This window comes from Ruegeria sp. AB6, assembly GCF_056542685.1.
This window is the reverse complement of sequence record NZ_JBQGAD010000004.1, coordinates 141,156-157,931: the sequence shown is the minus strand read 5'-3', so window position 1 is coordinate 157,931 and position 16,776 is coordinate 141,156. Positions and strand designations below refer to the sequence as shown.

17 protein-coding genes are annotated in these 16,776 nt (G+C 57.6%); 14 read left to right on the top strand and 3 right to left on the bottom strand.

The features are described from left to right. The first annotated feature begins 73 nt into the window (after positions 1-73). The 14 genes from ACR0DB_RS10695 (at position 74) to ACR0DB_RS10630 (ending at position 14,047) form a co-directional block, all read left to right on the top strand. Positions 74-1,120, top strand: coding sequence for an ABC transporter ATP-binding protein (locus ACR0DB_RS10695; protein WP_480550737.1), 1,047 nt, complete (start codon positions 74-76; stop codon positions 1,118-1,120). Between the two features lie 75 nt (positions 1,121-1,195). Then, positions 1,196-2,407, top strand: coding sequence for an ABC transporter substrate-binding protein (locus ACR0DB_RS10690; protein ID WP_480503858.1), 1,212 nt, complete (start codon positions 1,196-1,198; stop codon positions 2,405-2,407). Between the two features lie 67 nt (positions 2,408-2,474). Further along, positions 2,475-3,497, top strand: a complete 1,023-nt coding sequence (locus tag ACR0DB_RS10685) for a carbohydrate ABC transporter permease (RefSeq protein WP_170772004.1) — start codon at positions 2,475-2,477, stop codon at positions 3,495-3,497. Between the two features lies 1 nt (position 3,498). Further along, positions 3,499-4,653 carry a carbohydrate ABC transporter permease gene (locus ACR0DB_RS10680; protein WP_480550735.1) on the top strand — a complete coding sequence of 385 codons (1,155 nt, stop codon included), beginning with the start codon at positions 3,499-3,501 and terminating at the stop codon, positions 4,651-4,653. 4 nt (positions 4,654-4,657) lie between these two features. After that, the gene (locus ACR0DB_RS10675) at positions 4,658-5,188 is read left to right on the top strand and encodes an ester cyclase (protein WP_170783347.1); all 531 of its coding nucleotides are present in this window, start codon (positions 4,658-4,660) and stop codon (positions 5,186-5,188) included. Between the two features lie 11 nt (positions 5,189-5,199). Further along, positions 5,200-6,531, top strand: a complete 1,332-nt coding sequence (gene hisD / locus ACR0DB_RS10670; RefSeq protein ID WP_480550732.1) for a histidinol dehydrogenase — start codon at positions 5,200-5,202, stop codon at positions 6,529-6,531. Next, the gene (locus tag ACR0DB_RS10665; protein WP_480550730.1) at positions 6,528-7,580 is read left to right on the top strand and encodes an ester cyclase; all 1,053 of its coding nucleotides are present in this window, start codon (positions 6,528-6,530) and stop codon (positions 7,578-7,580) included. Before hisD ends, ACR0DB_RS10665 begins: the two co-directional genes overlap by 4 nt. Beyond that, the gene (locus ACR0DB_RS10660) at positions 7,580-8,344 is read left to right on the top strand and encodes an SDR family NAD(P)-dependent oxidoreductase (RefSeq protein WP_170783353.1); all 765 of its coding nucleotides are present in this window, start codon (positions 7,580-7,582) and stop codon (positions 8,342-8,344) included. The genes ACR0DB_RS10665 and ACR0DB_RS10660 overlap by 1 nt, the downstream gene beginning before the upstream one ends. Continuing rightward, the gene (locus tag ACR0DB_RS10655) at positions 8,344-9,387 is read left to right on the top strand and encodes a LacI family DNA-binding transcriptional regulator (RefSeq protein ID WP_214647969.1); all 1,044 of its coding nucleotides are present in this window, start codon (positions 8,344-8,346) and stop codon (positions 9,385-9,387) included. The genes ACR0DB_RS10660 and ACR0DB_RS10655 overlap by 1 nt, the downstream gene beginning before the upstream one ends. Next, positions 9,384-10,373 (top strand): nuclear transport factor 2 family protein, encoded by a 990-nt coding sequence (locus ACR0DB_RS10650; RefSeq protein ID WP_480550728.1) that lies wholly within the window; start codon positions 9,384-9,386, stop codon positions 10,371-10,373. The genes ACR0DB_RS10655 and ACR0DB_RS10650 overlap by 4 nt, the downstream gene beginning before the upstream one ends. Positions 10,374-10,520: 147 nt before the next feature. Continuing rightward, on the top strand, positions 10,521-11,480 hold the full coding sequence (locus tag ACR0DB_RS10645; protein ID WP_480550726.1) for a cupin domain-containing protein: 960 nt from the start codon (positions 10,521-10,523) through the stop codon (positions 11,478-11,480). A 58-nt stretch (positions 11,481-11,538) separates the two neighbouring features. Beyond that, positions 11,539-12,663 (top strand): cobalamin-independent methionine synthase II family protein, encoded by a 1,125-nt coding sequence (locus tag ACR0DB_RS10640; RefSeq protein ID WP_170772020.1) that lies wholly within the window; start codon positions 11,539-11,541, stop codon positions 12,661-12,663. Continuing rightward, positions 12,660-13,355, top strand: coding sequence for an alpha/beta fold hydrolase (locus tag ACR0DB_RS10635; protein ID WP_480550724.1), 696 nt, complete (start codon positions 12,660-12,662; stop codon positions 13,353-13,355). The genes ACR0DB_RS10640 and ACR0DB_RS10635 overlap by 4 nt, the downstream gene beginning before the upstream one ends. Beyond that, positions 13,352-14,047 (top strand): RraA family protein, encoded by a 696-nt coding sequence (locus tag ACR0DB_RS10630; RefSeq protein ID WP_480550722.1) that lies wholly within the window; start codon positions 13,352-13,354, stop codon positions 14,045-14,047. Before ACR0DB_RS10635 ends, ACR0DB_RS10630 begins: the two co-directional genes overlap by 4 nt. Positions 14,048-14,102: 55 nt before the next feature. Here ACR0DB_RS10630 and ACR0DB_RS10625 read toward each other — a convergent pair whose 3' ends face one another. The 3 genes from ACR0DB_RS10625 to guaD form a co-directional block, all read right to left on the bottom strand. Then, positions 14,103-14,498: an ectoine synthase gene (locus ACR0DB_RS10625; RefSeq protein WP_480550720.1), complete on the bottom strand. Its 396-nt coding sequence runs from the start codon at positions 14,496-14,498 to the stop codon at positions 14,103-14,105. 17 nt (positions 14,499-14,515) lie between these two features. Then, positions 14,516-15,265: an SDR family oxidoreductase gene (locus ACR0DB_RS10620; RefSeq protein ID WP_480550718.1), complete on the bottom strand. Its 750-nt coding sequence runs from the start codon at positions 15,263-15,265 to the stop codon at positions 14,516-14,518. A gap of 172 nt (positions 15,266-15,437) precedes the next feature. Beyond that, entirely contained in the window at positions 15,438-16,775 is a 1,338-nt protein-coding gene (guaD, locus tag ACR0DB_RS10615; RefSeq protein ID WP_480550716.1) for a guanine deaminase, read from the bottom strand. Position 16,776: the final 1 nt, after the last annotated feature.

The window sequence follows — 16,776 nt, the reverse complement described above, 5'->3', positions numbered from 1 at the left end:
ATGTCTTGCCTGATTTGATATATGCGAATTACAGTTTTGCAAACGTATGCAAGCGAATCTTTGTGGGGGCACCATGGCGGAAATTCAGTTACGCAACGTGGGTAAGCGATGGGGCTCGTTCATTGGGGTTCACAATTTCGACCTGACCATTGCAGATCGCGAGTTTCTGGTGCTGCTGGGCCCGTCGGGCTGTGGTAAGACCACCACGATGCGGATGATCGCCGGGCTTGAGGACGTGACCGAGGGCGAGATTCTGATTGACGGCAAGGTCGTTAATGATCTGGAACCCAAGGACCGTGACGTGGCGATGGTGTTCCAAAGCTATGCCTTGTACCCGAACATGAACGTCTATGAAAACATCCGCTTTCCGCTGAAAGTGCGTGGCATCGATCCAGCGACCCATGACGACAAGGTGCGCCGCGCCAGCGCTATGGTCGAGCTTGACGATTTTCTGCATCGCAAACCGGCCGAACTGTCGGGCGGTCAGCGGCAGCGTGTGGCGCTGGCCCGCGCCATCGTGCGGGAACCGAATGTCTTCCTGATGGACGAGCCTCTGTCTAACCTCGATGCCAAGCTGCGGGTCTCGACCCGGGCGCAGATCAAGAACCTCAGTCATGAGTTGGCGGTGACGACGATCTATGTGACCCACGACCAGATCGAGGCGATGACTCTGGCCGACCGTGTTGTGGTGATGAAACAGGGCGTGGTGCAACAAGTCGGCAGTCCGACCGAAATCTATGACCGACCAGCGAATACCTTTGTAGCTAGCTTTATCGGCTCACCGGCTATGAACCTGATCGAGGGCGAGGTCACAGGTGGCGTATTCCGTGCTGAGCATGTCGAGATAGCGGTCAGCGCCCCCGATGGCCCAATGACTCTGGGGTTCCGGGCCGAGGATGCCAGCCTTGCTGAAGGCGCGGGCCAGATCACCGCTCCGATCTACACGCTGGAGCTGCTGGGCGACGCGACCATGATCTCGGTCCGGGTCGGTGGAGCTTTGGTGTCGGTCAAGGCCGACAAATCTTTCCGTGCCGAGATAGGGGACAATGTCTCATTCTCAGTGCCAACAGAAATCTGTCACCTCTTCGAAGCTGGAAGCGGTGCTCGGATCGGGGAGTAACCCCCATAACAGCCCATACGGGCATAGCAGCGGTCCGGACGTCGACGACGGACCCATCCTGACAGGGAGAAACGCATGAAACTCAAGACGATCCTTTTGGCAGGGGCCATGGCCATCGCAGCAAGCGGTGCATCAGCGGCCTGTTCTTATGAAAACGAAGTGCCGCTGAAGTCGCTATCAGCGGGTTTCGAAGCGTGGAAAGCGGTGACGGACGCGATGGCCGAATGCGGCAACTTCAGCGCTTCGCTGGATCAGGAATTCCGCGAGAAGCAGCCCGAAGCTTTCGCTGCCAACCCGTCGCTCTATCAAATCGGCGGCGTATCCAACGCGACCCTCGTGCCCTTGCTGAACGCAGGCACAATCCGGCCTCTGGATGATCTGGTCGAAAAATACGGCCAGAACCTGCTGCCGAACCAGCTGATCAAAGTCGATGGCAAGACAATGGCAATTGCTTTCATGGTCAATGCGCAGCACCTGATGTATCGCAATGATGTTTTGGCTGATCTGGGCATCGAAGAACCAAAGACATATGGCGAGATTATAGATGCAGCGGCCAAGATCAAAGAAGCCGGTGTAATGGATTATCCGATCGGGGGCACTTTTAAGACCGGTTGGAACCTTGGTCAGGAATTCGTCAACATGTATCTGGGCGAAGGTGGCGCATTCTTTGGTGACGGCAACATGCCCGCAATCAACAATGCGCAAGGCGTAGCTGCGCTGGAAATGCTGAAAGCGATGACGGACTATATGGACCCGGAATACCTCGTCTCGGACTCCACCTATGTCCAGCAGCAATTCCAACAGGGCAAGATTGCCATGGCCAACCTGTGGGCCAGCCGGGCCGCTGCCATGAATGATGAGGCTGAAAGCCAAGTTGTCGGCAAGGTCACCATGGCCTCTGCGCCGATGGGGTCCTCGGTTCCAGCCACGACCGTTTGGTGGGACGGCATCGTCCTGGCCTCGAACATGAGCGAAGAAGAAGCAGACGCGGCCTTCCGTCTGGTGATGGAAGGTATCGATGCCGAGATGGTTGGCGCAAACAACGACACCGCTGTCTGGCTGAGCACGGCGTACACACCGGGTGAGCTGGCTGCGGGCGCTGCGGCCTCGGCAGAAGGTGGTGCTAAACCATATCCTGCGTCTGGTCCCATGGGCATCATGCACACGTCGCTGGGCAATGGTCTGGCCGATTACCTGACCGGTGCTAAAGATGCGCAAACCGCGCTGGCCGATATCGAGGCGGATTACATCACCGCCGCGAAAGAGGCCGGTCTGATCAGCAACTGATCCTCTCTGGGGAGGGCCCCGTGCCCTCCCTCTTTTCCCACCCGAGAACCATGAGAAAGGCAGAGCCATGAATTTCCGGACATTTGCCGCCTTTGTTGGCCCCTCTGTCTTTATGATGCTTCTCTTTATCGCGTTCCCGCTGGTTAGCGTGTTCAAACAGAGCTTTTATATCACCCAACCCGTCTATGAGACGGTCGAGGTCGAAACCTGCACACCCGGCTTCCTGACCCAGACCTGCGTGACCGAGCTGAAATCGCAGCCCAAGCTGGATGAACATGGTGAGGTGATCACCCGGACGGAATATGTTGGCCTGCAAAGCTATCGCAACGTGCTGGAGCCCGAGCGGGCCTGGCGCGCGATCACTGAGGGCAATTGGTCGGTCCTGTCCACCATCAATTTCTGGAAGGCGCTGCGTTTCACACTGACATTCACGCTGATCACGCTGCCACTGGTCATCGGGTTCGGGCTGGGTATTGCGGTTCTGATCAACAACGCCGCGGGGTCAATCCGCGGACCGGTGATCTTTATTTCGCTATTGCCCTTCATCATCACGCCGGTGATCGGCGCACTGTCTATCAACTGGTTGTTCCGTGGGGACGGCATCCTGACCGCGCTGCTGGAGTGGTGGCTGAACCGCGATATCGCCTTGTTTGCGCAGGCGTGGACCATTGAAATCCTGATGATGTTCTACCGCGTCTGGCACGTGGCCCCGTTTGCGGCCGTTGTGTTCTATGCCGGATTACAGACCGTCAATCAGGACAGTCTGGAAAGCGCCGTGATCGATGGGGCGACTCGTTGGCAGCGCATGAAGTACATCGTCATTCCGCATCTGATGCCGCTGATCATCTTCGTGTCGATGATCCACCTGATGGACGCCTACCGGGTGTTCGAAGAGATCGTCGGTTTCTCCAGCCAGGCTTATGTCATCTCTCTGCAATGGCTGACCTTCGACTTCCTCGTGCCGGATCAGGCGGGCAACCGGTCGATCAGCCGGGCCTCGGCCAGCGCGATGCTGACCATGATCGGGATCGTCCTTCTGCTGATCCTGCCGCTGCGCCGCACTTGGCGCGACCATAAAGGAGGCCACTGATATGTCCTCGCGCGCGCTTCGCCAACCTCTCAGCCTGCGGCTGACCTCGAACATCTTCCTCGCGTTCTGGTGCCTTGTCGCCGCCTTCCCGATTGTCTGGATCGCGATCATGAGCGTCAAATCCCCTGTGGATGCCTATGACAGCAACGCGCTGAACGTGATCTTTGGCCCCGCGACGCTGGCCACAGGCAACGGGTTGTCGGTTCTTGATATCATCCTTGGCATCGCAGTGATCTGGGGCGCGGCCAAGGTCGTGACCAAAGTGCTGCCCGCGAAGATCAAGGAACACACGTCACCGGGCCAGGAATGGTTCGGTTGGGTGGTCGGAGTGCTTGTCGCCCTGATCGCCTTCCTGCTGGTATTCTTTGTGGTTCTGCCGGCGGTTCTGAATGTGCTGAACCCACTGTTTGGCCCCTTGGGTCGTGACGTGCTGGGCATGACGACTGAGCACTATAAAACCGTTTGGGTCGACCGGGGCTTTTCCAACAACTTCAAGAACTCGCTGATCGTTACCGCTGGAGTGGTGACCGTGTCGCTTACCGTAGGCACGCTGGCCGGCTATGGGCTGGCGCGGTCGGGCTCGACACTGGCTTTCTGGATTTTGCTGATCGCGCTGATCTTTCGCGCGCTGCCACATTCGGTTCTGGTGGCAGGCTATCTGCCGGTCTTCATCAACTCAGCCGAATGGCTGGCGCCTATTCTGGGTGAGAATGCACCGACGCTTTATGGCAAACCTTTCGCCGTGATCGCGGTGCTGGTGGCGATCAACCAGCCGTTCACGATCTGGATGCTGCGCTCGTTCTTTCAGAACATCCCAGCTGAACTGGACGAAGCCGCGCGGGTTGATGGCTGCAACCACTTTCAGGCCTTCCGCCGGGTGATCATGCCGGTGATGTGGCCGGGGGTGATTACTACCGGGCTGTTCAGCTTCCTGCTGGCCTATAACGACTTTCTTGTGACCTCGCTGCTGCTTGATGCGCAGAACCAGACGATGGTCCCCGCCATTGCGGGCATGTTCAACCGCGAGACAACGACGACCGATCAGGTGGTCGCCGTGGCTGCCGCGGTGTCGATCATCGCCCCGCTGTTCTTCCTTGTGATGATCTTCCAACGCCAAATCGTCAGTGGCCTGACCGCTGGCGCAGTAAAAGGATAAAGAAATGAAGGGTTCCCGCCCGGAACAAGCCGTTCTGACCCGTGATACGGACATGTCCAAAACGGATGAAACGCGACGTGTGATCGAGACGATGGTCGATGGTCTGAATGACCACCGCATTGATGATATCGGCGAGTTCTTCTCGCAAGGATTCCGCTGGTTGGGTAATCAGGGCTGTGGCACCAAAACTGGCCTGAAAGAGTTTCAGGACAACTGGCAGCGCCCCTTCCAGGCGGCGTTTTCCGACAAGACCTGCATTGACGAAGCGCGTCTTTACATGGGCGAATGGGCCGCCGCCTTTGGCCGGCAAGAGGCCACCCATTCCGGCGAATTCCTCGGAATCGCCCCCACCGGCAAACGGGTTGAAATCCGTTACATGGATTTCTGGAAAGTGGTCGATGGCAAGATCGTCGACAACTGGGTGAACGTGGATTTCGCCCATGTGGCCGCGCAGCTGGGTGTGGATCTGTTCAACGGCGAGGGCTGGGAAGCCTTTGACCGAGGTGAGAAAACCGCCCCTCGCCCCGACAAGTAAGGATCAGGATTATGGCTATCGAGTATCTCAAACGCGGTAAGTCCGACGCTGACCGGGCCGAGGATGACGCCAAGACCCGCGCCGTGGTCGAGGCCACGCTGAAGGACATCGAAACCCGGGGTGATGCCGCCGTGCGCGAGTTGAGCGAGAAGTTCGACAACTATTCCCCCGCCTCGTTTCGCCTGTCGCCAGATCAGATCGACGAGCTGATCGGCCAACTGACCGAGCGCGAGCTGAACGATATCAAATTCGCGCAGGAACAGGTGCGCAACTTTGCGCAGGCGCAGCGCGACTCGATGCTAGATATCGAGGTTGAAACCCTGCCCGGCGTCATTCTGGGCCACAAGAACATCCCGGTGCAGTCCGTGGGCTGCTATGTGCCCGGCGGCAAGTTCCCGATGGTGGCCTCGGCCCATATGTCGGTGGCGACGGCCAGCGTGGCGGGTGTGCCAAGGATCATCGCCTGCACACCTCCGTTTCAGGGTAAACCGAACCCGGCAGTGATCGCAGCCATGCATCTGGGCGGCGCGCATGAGATTTACGTCATGGGCGGCATTCAGGCCATTGGCGCCATGGCGCTGGGAACCGAAACCATTGATCCCGTGCACATGCTGGTCGGCCCCGGCAATGCCTTTGTGGCCGAAGCCAAGCGCCAGCTCTTTGGCCGCGTGGGGATTGACCTGTTCGCCGGCCCGACCGAGACCATGGTGATCGCCGATGAGACTGCAGCGGATGCGGAGCTTTGCGCCACCGACCTGCTGGGTCAGGCCGAACATGGCTATAACAGCCCCTGCGTTTTGCTGACCAATTCGCGCAAGCTGGCCGAAGATACTCTGGCTGAGGTCGAACGCCTGCTGGGCATCTTGCCCACCGCCGACACCGCCAAGGTGTCCTGGGAAGAATATGGCGAGGTGATCGTCTGTGACACCTATGATGAGATGCTGCAGGTCGCCGATGACATTGCCTCCGAGCATGTTCAGGTGATGACCGACCGCGATGACTGGTTCCTTGAGAACATGACCTGCTACGGCGCGCTGTTCCTTGGGCCGCGCACCAATGTGTCGAACGGTGACAAGGTGATTGGCACCAACCACACGCTACCCACCAAAAAGGCTGGGCGCTATACCGGCGGGCTTTGGGTAGGTAAATACTTGAAAACACACAGTTATCAGAAGGTTCTGACTGATGAGGCGGCGACGCTGATCGGCGAATATGGCTCGCGCCTGTGTATGCTGGAAGGCTTCGTGGGTCATGCCGAGCAATGCAACGTCCGCGTCCGCCGCTATGGCGGGATCAACGTGCCCTATGGCGAGGCGGCCCCCTATCGGGACGCCGCCGAATGAGTGATATTCATACGCAGCATAAAGCCCTGATCGCGCCGGTCAGGGCGGCTATGTATGACTTTACCGAAACGGGTGTGCGGCAGGCGCTGGCCAGGGTCAGCGCCCCGGACGCCCTGTTTCGGTTGTGCCATCCGTTTGGCGACAGCACCGGCAGCGATGCCTTCTATGACACCGCCTTTAAGGGTCTGCTGGACGCATGGCTTGATTTGGAGCGGCGCGACTATATCGTCATGGCCGGGCCGGATGAACACGGTGCCGATTGGGTCGGTTGCGGCGGTTATTATACCGGTACCTTCACCGGGCCATGGTTGGATATCCCGCCAACAGGCCATCAGGTGACAATGCGGTTCCATGAATTCTATCGCTTCAACGACGGTAAGATCGTCGAGATGCAGGCGCTGTGGGACATCCCCGAAGTGATGATGCAGGCCAACGCCTGGCCTATGGCCCCCAGCTTGGGACACGAATGGCATGTGCCGGGTCCCGCGACGCAGGATGGTCTGGTGCCGGGGCCATATGATGTCGTCAAAGGCCAGCAGACATGCCAGCACATCATCGACATGCTGGATCACCTCAAGAAACACCCATCAGAAGGTGGGCCAGAGGTGATGGAGATGGAGAAGTTCTGGCACCCCCGCATGAACTGGTACGGCCCCGCCGGGATCGGAACCGGGCGCGGCTATGCTGGGTTTCGCAACTGGCACCAGATTCCGTTCCTGAACGGAATGCCGGATCGCGGGCAGTATGTGGATGACATCACCTATCACTTCTTTGGCGATGGCGAATACGCCGCCGTCACCGGCTGGCCGAACATGATCCAGACGGTGACCCATGACGGTTGGATGGGGATTGCGCCCTCGGGCCAACGGATCACCATGCGCAGCCTGGATTTCTGGCGGCTCGAGAATGGCCTGATCCGCGAAAACTGGGTTCTGGTCGATCTTCTGGACGCATACCGCCAACTGGGAGTTGACGTGTTCGCCCGTCTGCGGGAATTCAACAAGGCCCGGAATATGGGCCGTATTGAAATACCGGATGGAATGAATTGATGACTGACCTGCCCCGCACCCCCTTGTTTTCGCTAAACGGTAAAACCGCGCTGGTTACCGGTGCCTCCTCGGGCATCGGTCAGGGCTGCGCCGTGGCGCTTGCCGAGGCCGGGGCGCATGTGGTCTGTGCTGCGCGCGGGGCGGATCGCCTGGCTGAGACAGTCGCCGCACTGCAGGCGCAGGGTTGGTCTGCCGAGGCCACCGTGGTGGATCAGGGCGACTTGCAGGCGCTGAAACAGCTGTTCGAAGGCCGTACTTTTGACGTGGTCGTCAACTCCGCCGGAACCGCCCGCCACAGCCCGGCTGTGGAGACCACGCCTGAAGATTTCGACGCAGTTACCAGCGTCAATCTGCGCTCGGCCTATTTTCTGTCGTCCTATGCGGCCAAGGCGCTGCTGGCGGCGGACAGGCCGGGGTCGATCATTCATATCTCAAGCCAGATGGGCCATGTGGGTGGCGTGGACCGGGCGCTTTATTGCGCCACCAAACACGGGCTTGAGGGCATGGTCAAAGCGATGGCTATCGAATGGGGCAAACAGCGAATCCGCATCAACACCGTCTGCCCGACTTTCATTCGCACGCCACTGACACAATCCACGTTTGATAACCCCGAACGTGCCGCTTGGATCATGGAGAAGATCAAGCTCGACCGCGTGGGCGAAGTCGAAGACATCATGGGGGCGGTCACCTATCTGGCCTCAGACGCCTCGGCGCTGGTGACCGGTACCTCGATGCTGATTGACGGCGGGTGGACGGCGGACTGATGGCTGAAAAGGTCACATCCCTGCAGGTTGCGCAACTGGCCGGTGTCAGCCAATCGGCGGTCAGCCGGGTGTTTACGCCTGGTGCATCCGTCAGCAAAAAGACCGAAGACAAAGTGCGCAAAGCCGCCGCTGAACTGGGGTATAGGCCCAATGTTCTGGCCCGCGCCATGGTGTCGGGCAAAAGCCGCATCATCGGTTTGGTGGTGGGGTATCTTGAGAATTACTTCTACCCCGAGGCCCTGGAGAAGCTCTCCAATGCGTTGCAGGAACAAGGCTATCACGTGCTGATTTTCATGGCCTCACGCTCGGCCGGGAATATTGATGGCGTGATGGATGAAATTCTGGATTATCAGGTGGACGGAGTCATTCTTGCCTCGGTTCCGATGTCGTCGGATATCGCCACGCGCTGTCAGCAGGCCGGCGTTCCGGTGGTGCTGTTCAACCGTTCGCAGGATATTGATGGGATCACCACGGTGGCCTCGGACAACTATGCGGGCGGGCGCAAAGTGGCTGAGTTTCTACTGGCCGGAGGACATAAGCGTATCGCCTATATCGCGGGTTGGCAGGGTGCCTCGACCCAGCGTGACCGCGAGGCAGGGTTCCGTGCGGCCCTGGCTGAAGGTGGGCAGGATGTGTTCGCCCATGATGTCGGAGATTTCCACACCGAAAACGCTCGCGCCGCCGCCCGCCGGATGTTTGATGTTGCCCCCGGCAAACGGCCCGACGCCGTGTTTGTGGCCAATGATCACATGGCTTTGGCGGTGATGGACGTGATCCGCTTTGAACTGGGCCTGCGCGTGCCCGAGGATGTCTCGGTCATCGGCTATGACGACGTGCCGCCCGCCGGGTGGCCCGCCTATAACCTGACGACAATCCGCCAGCGCGCCAATCTGATGGTGGCTGAAACCGTCACCGCTTTGCTTGACCACATCGACACCCCGGCCACGGCCGAACCACGCAAAGTGGCCATAGACGGGCCTCTGGTCGTGCGGACTTCGGCGCGTTTGCCGAAGGGGTGGAAACCACAAAGGACTGAGACATGAAGGGCTTTGATCCGAAATTCCGGGATTTTCCGGACTACATCATCGGGATCACCAAAGAGATCTGGGAAGATCGCGGCATCGTCACGCTGCATGACTATTATAGCAAGGATATCGTCGTGCGCTCGCCCGGGTCGGTGGTGCTGGGCAACCAGAACGTCATCGGCGCGACCATGGCGACTCTGGCCGAATTTCCTGACCGTCAATTGCTTGGAGAGGATGTTATCTGGTCCGGTACTCCGGAAGAGGGGATGCTAAGTTCGCACCGGATCATCTCGACCGCGACACATTTGGCCGAAGGTGTTTACGGTAAGGCGACCGGAACCAAACTGCGCTATCGGATTCTCGCCGACTGCCACGCCATCGACAATCAGATCAATGACGAATGGCTGATCCGCGATCAGGGGGCGATCGTGCGTCAGATGGGTTGGGACCCCAAGGAATACGCCGCCGATTTGATCGCGCGCGAAGGTGGACCTGAGAACTGCGTCAAACCGCTGACACCCGAGATCGACCAGTCCGGTCCCTACAAGGGAACCGGCAACGACAATGAATGGGGGCAGCGTTACGCCGATATCCTGACCCGGATCATGAATGCCGAAATGGGCGCAATCGAAACCGAATACGACCGCGCTGTTCAGTCCGAGTATGTAGGCGGGGTTACCGGTCACGGCTGGGACTCAGTGGATCGGTTCTGGATGGGTTTGCGCGCCAGCTTCCCTAACGCAGAGTTCAAGATCGAACACCAGATTGGCCGCGATGACCCGAATATGCCCCCTCGCGCCGCGATCCGCTGGAGCCTGTGGGGCAAGCATGATGGCTGGGGTGTCTTTGGCGCGCCAACAGGTGCGCAGGTCTATGTTCTGGGCATCAGCCACGGTGAGTTCGGCGAGTTGATCGCCGGCCAGCCGCAGCTGCGCCGGGAATACACCTTGTTCGACGAGACCTCGGTCTGGAAACAGATCCTGCTACAGGGACAGGAGGGCTGAGTGGCTGCGATGTGCCTCTCCCTGAACGCCAGTCAGGCGGCGCGGCGCTTTCACACGCATCGCGCCTCGCTGCGCGCGCGGCGTTTGAACAACCGACCTCCCGGGGGACGGGATTGATCCCATCACCCCATTTTCAAGGAGACCATCATGAGCACAATCCAACAACGCATCGTCCGCTACGGCGAACTGCAGCCCTGCAAAACCGCCTTCATCGACGCCCATACTCCGGGCAGCGATCAGAAAGAGAACTTTACCATCATCGGCGGTGGCGTGTCCGAAAGCCCCGATCAGCATGTCCATATTACCGATAAGATTGGCTTTAACATTGGTGCTGCGGGGCAGCCTCCGAAATGCCGGAATTCACTGCACAGCCATACCACAGCCGAGGTCTTTTTCGTCGCCAAAGGGCGTTGGCGTTTCTTCTGGGGCCGCTATGGCACAGCGGGTGAATTCATTGCCGAAGAAGGCGATATTTTCAACATTCCCACGGGTATTTTCCGAGGTTTCGAAAATGTCGGTCAGGACTATGGGATGATCATGTCGATCCTGGGCGGCGACGATGCAGGCGGCGGAGTGACCTGGGCCCCTCAGGTTATTGAAGATGCGCAGGCACATGGTTTGATGCTGGGTGACAATGGGGTTTTGTACGATTCCAAAAAGGGGCAGGAACTGCCACACAATGTGCATCCGATGCCTCTGTTGACTGAAGAGCAATTGAAGGACTACCCCGAAGTTCCGGTTGAGGATGTCGTAGGCAAATATGTTGCGCGCTATTGGGACCTAATGGCTTTGTCGGCCAAAAAGCCCGTTCGGGTGATCGGTGAGAATGGAATAATCAAGGACAAACCCGGGTTTGAGGTCGATTTCTTTGGACGAGGGTCTTCTGTTACCGAACCAACCGTTGCAGCATCTGCCGTCGTTCTTATGCCTGCAAGCGGCCACTGGCGCATTTCGATCAACGATCATGAAACCACATTGTCCACCGGTGACACGGCTTTGGTCCTGCCTGGTGAATCCTATTGTGTGAACCCTTCGATGACAGGGCAGGCGGGTCTCTATCGGATCACGGCAACGGATGATCCGGCGGGCCCCACTTGGATAGGATGAGCGTGGACACCATCGACGCGCAGGCCAAAAATGCGCGCAAAAATATCAGGAGGCTCTGATGACGATCAAAACCACCCATGTTGGGTCTCTGCCTCGAACGCAGGACGTTGTGGACTTCATTTTCGCCCGCGAAAACGACACGCCTTATGTCGGGGATGCTTTTGACGCTTGCATGGCAAATGCAGTCTCCGAAACGGTTCGTAAACAGGTCGAAGCCGGAGTGGACATAGTCAGTGACGGTGAAACGTCGAAAATTTCATACGCGACCTATGTCAAGGATCGGTATTTTGGATTTTCAGGTGACAGCCCCCGCAACGCGCCCGCAGATTTGAAGATGTTTCCCAGCTTTCTTCAACGGCTGGCTGAGGGTGGGGGCACGCCGCAATACGCACGGCCAATGTGCACTGGCGAGGTTCGGTCCAAAGGGCAGGGAGAGCTGGAAAAAGACCTTGCCAACCTCAAAGCGGCTATGGCGCAGCACGGGGTCGAACATGGCTTTATGAACGCGGCCTCACCAGGTGTAATCTCATTGTTTTTGCAAAATGATTTCTATCCGTCGCGCGAAGCGTATCTGACGGCGTTGGCCGACGTTATGAAAGAGGAGTACGAAACCATTGTCGCCGCAGGTTTGGATCTGCAATTGGATTGTCCGGATTTGGCTTTGTCCCGCCACATGCTGTTCACCGACCTTTCAGACGACGAGTTCGTCAAGATTGCGGATATGCATGTCGAGGCTCTGAACCACGCGCTTCAAAACGTTCCGCAAGAGCGCGTGAGGGTTCATATTTGCTGGGGCAACTACGAGGGTCCGCATTGCTGCGACATCGCAATGGACAAAGTGTTTGGCGCGCTGATGGCGACCAAATCACGCTATGTATTGTTCGAAACTTCGAACCCGCGCCACGCACATGAATGGACAGTATTTCGTGACCGCAAGGCCGAGATTCCCGATGACAAAGTTCTGATCCCGGGCGTGGTCGACACGACCACCAACTTCGTTGAACATCCCGAACTCGTGGCCCAGCGGATCGAACGTTTTACCCAGATTGTAGGGGCCGACCGGGTGATTGCTGGCAGCGATTGTGGCTTTGGAACATTTGCAGGCTTCGGCGCGGTCGATCCGCAGATTGCTTATGCCAAACTGTCCGCACTGTCAGAGGGCGCAAAGCTGGTTTCCTTATGACCCCATTGATCTTCTTGCCCGGCATGATGTGTGACGCGCGGCTTTTTGGACCTCAAATCGAAACATTGTCCAGTGTTTTGCCGGTCATGACCTTTCCGCTAAGCCAACACGATAGCGTCGAGGCAATGGCAGCTGACATCTTGGGAAATGCCCCACCGCACTTTGCACTGGCGGGCCTGTCGATGGGCGGGATTGTGGCTATGGAGGTGCTGCGTCAAGCCCCCGACCGTGTCGCACGTTTGGCGTTGCTCGATACAAATCCGTTGGCCGAGTTGCCTGAAGTGAAAGCTCGTCGCGGGCCGCAAATGGAAGCGGTGCGTGCAGGTCGCCTGCAGCAAGTGATGCGCGAGGAAATGAAACCCAACTATCTGGCCGAGAGTTCTCGCCAGGGCCGCATACTGGATCTTTGCATGGAGATGGCCGTCGATCTGGGGCCGGACGTTTTTCTGCGTCAGTCGCTAGCACTAATGAATCGACCAGATCAGCGCGCGGTTCTATCCAGCTATCGCGGACAGACATTGGTTCTGTGTGGGCGAGAAGACGGGCTATGCCCGATCGAGCGCCATCAATTGATGGATGATCTATTGCCAAACAGCACATTGAAAATCGTCGATGGTGCAGGTCATTTGCCTACATTGGAACAGCCAAACGAAACAACAGAAGCCCTTTTGAGCTGGTTGGAGAACACATGACACCGTCTCTTTTGTCTTTGCTTCGTAAGGTCGATACGCCGACTGTCTGCAACGCCATCGAAGTGGCGCAGGGCCAGCGCGGGTTCAACAGGTTTACACGCGGTACAATGCTCTGCTCCGCTCCTGAAGAACCCGCGATCGTTGGCTACGCGCGCACGGCCAAGATAGCTGCAGTTCACCCCCCGAATGAGCCGCCAGAGGTCATTCGAACACGTCGCATGGCCTACTACAAATATATGGCCGAACCGCCCGGCCCAACCATCGCGGTGGTCGAGGATACGGACCATCCCGAATGCGTCGGTGCATATTGGGGTGAGATCAATACAACGGTTCATAAAGGGTTCGGCATGTCGGGCGTCCTGACCAATGGCGTTATGCGTGATCTTGGGGACATGCCCAAGGGATTTCCGGTCATCGCAGGCTCCGTCGGGCCAAGTCACGGCTTTGTCCATGTCCGAGAGATTGACACGCCGGTTTCAATCTTTGGACTTGAGGTGTGCCCCGGCGATTTGGTCCACGCCGATCGACATGGGGCGTTGGTTGTGCCGGAAGACATTATTGATCAACTGGAAGCCGCCATTCAAAATCTTTTGTCGACCGAGCGTATCATCCTGGACGCCGCCCGACAGCCGGGATTTGATTTTGAAGCCTTCGAAACTGCCTGGAGTGCATTCGAAAAAGCGAGGGTCTGATTGACAGAAAGCACTGGGCGGTTCCGGCTGGCAGGTCCTCTGCTTAGTACCTGCCTTATTCAAGATTTTCGGTCGGGGCATAACTGCCATCGTCCCGGTGCACTTCTTGCCCACTGAGCGGTGGTGTGAAAACGCAGACAAGTCTAAGGTCGGCGTCAGTGGCCTGCACCACATGCCGATCGTGCCGGTCCAGTGCATACAGGGTGAAGGGTTCAAGGGATTGCCAGGTTTCGCTATCAGCAGCCCTGATCTGCCCCTGACCTTCGATGCAATAACACGCCTCTAGATGGTGGGTGTATTCCAACTCAAGCGCCGTGCCCTTTTTGATGATTGTATCGGTCAGCGAAAATCCCATGCGGTCAGAGGCCAGCAGCAATCTTCGGCTGTTCCATCCCGGACCAGAGACATCCCGTTCTGTCCCCAAAATGTCTTCGAGTGTCTTGACGATCATCTTTTCCAGCCTTGCACCTAGCGTACCGCGCGGTTCATCCCGCCATCAGACAGGATACTCTGACCATTAATATACCGGGCCCCTTCGCTGGCAAGAAATACACAAGCCTGTCCAATTTCCTCGAAGGTTGCGGGCCGCTGAGCTGGGATTTCCCGACGCGCGCGGTCCGACAGGTTTACGTTCTCACAGAAGCCTGGCAGCAGATTGTTCATGCGAATATTGTGACGGGCATATCGGTCGCCATACAGTTTTGAGAAACTGTGCAGGGCACCGCGCAGCATGCTCATCGGGTAGGGCGCGCGGGGTTCTATCGTGTTCATAGATGAAATGTTCACGAAGGCGCCGCCACCTTGTTCAATCAGGATGGGAGTGACAATACGGGCAATCTTGACGACGTTCAGCACATACATGTCCAAACTTTCGTGCCACAGCGCGTCGCTGAGTTCTAGAAGCGGCCCGTCAAAGTCGGGGTCGAACCCAACCGTTTTGATGGCTTGGGGCACTGACCCCCCGTGGCCCATATTGCTGACAATTGCGTCGATACGTCCATATTCGTGCATGGTGTCGTCGACCATCGCTTGCAGATCATCGACATCCAACACAGAGCCCTGACGGCCTATTCCCCCAAGCTCTTGTGCGAGTTCGATCGATCGATTGGACGGGGACATCACCGAGACCTTGTAGCCAGCCTTGGCCATTTCAATGGCGCAACCTCGACCGATGCCTTGGCCTGTACCGGTCATCAGCGCAACTTTGACTTCGGGCATGGTTCATCCTTTCCGAAAGCACAGGTGTTTGAGGGTATTCTGAGTCGTGGCCAGTCTAACTCGGTAGCAACTGGGACCCCTACGGAATTCTCGATGCAGTGCCGCTGTCCGCCAAAACCGTGTGACCGTCACAGTGGTCAGCGGACAGCTTGGATTTTCGTTTCGGGCGCTGCTAGGCCGTGACTTGGGCGCGAGTGGAAGCGGCTTCTTGTTTCGGGACGGTCTTGCTGGGTGACCCTGAAATATAGACTTCCTCAATCGCGCGATCGTCGCCCATCATTTGCAAGACGAACAGTTCTTCAGCAAGGCTGTCAACGCGATCCATACGCAGGGCCATAGCCGGTGTGCTGCGCGCATTCAGGACGACGATATCCGCCTCGGTTCCGGGATCGAGACTGCCGATTTTGTCTTCAAGGCCCAGAACGCGGGCATTTCCACGGGTTGCCCAATGGAACGCCTGTAACGGATGCAGCGCCAAACCTTGCAACTGAAGGATCTTGTATCCTTCATTGAGGGTTTGCAGCATCGAATAGCTGGTGCCTGCACCAACATCCGTCGCAATCCCGTTTGAAATGCCGAGCATGCTCAGACCTTTATGGTCAAACAGGCCGCTACCTAGAAACAGGTTTGAGGTCGGGCAAAAAACAGGGTGCGCGCCGGTTTCTGCAATTGCCGAGATCTCCCGTGCCTCGAGGTGGATGGAATGCCCGAGAAGTGTTTTTTGCCCTAACAGTCCAAAGGACTGGTAAACATCCAGGTAATCGCGCGCATGCGGATAGAGCTGCTTTGTATAGTCGATCTCATCCTTATTTTCCGACAAATGAGTCTGGATGTGGCAATCGGGATGTTCCCGTGCCAATGCCTGGGCCATCCTCATTTGATCCGGCGTTGATGTGATTGCGAACCTGGGTGTGATAACATAGCCGTTGCGACCTTTGCCGTGCCAATCGGCGATCAGGGCTTTTGTGTCATCATAGCTGGATTGTGACGTGTCCCGTAAACCGTCGGGCGCATTCCGGTCCATCAGAACCTTGCCGCCAATCATGCGCATGTTCCGCCTGGTCGCTTCGGTAAAAAATGCATCCGCCGACGTTTTGTGGACCGAGCAATAGGCGACCGCAGTCGTTGTGCCGTGGTCGACAAGCTGATCGAAAAGCGCTCGCGCCATAAGCGTGCTGTGTTCGTCGGACGCAAACCGGATTTCTTCCGGGAACGTGTAGTTGTTGAGCCAATCCAAGAGCTGGGCCCCCCAAGAGGCGATCACTTGAACCTGGGGGAAGTGAATATGTGTGTCGATGAAACCGGCCATCATCAGATGCGGGCGGTGATCCGTCACTGGCACGTTTACGGCTTTTGCACTCAGCTCGGCATAGGGGCCCGTTTGCTGAATAATCCCGTTTTCGATCAACAGAGCGCCATCTTCAAGATAGGTGTAGGCGCTCAAATCTTCGCCGTTCTGAGGCTCACGATGGAAGGTCAGCAGACGACCGCGCAGCAAACTCTGAGTCATG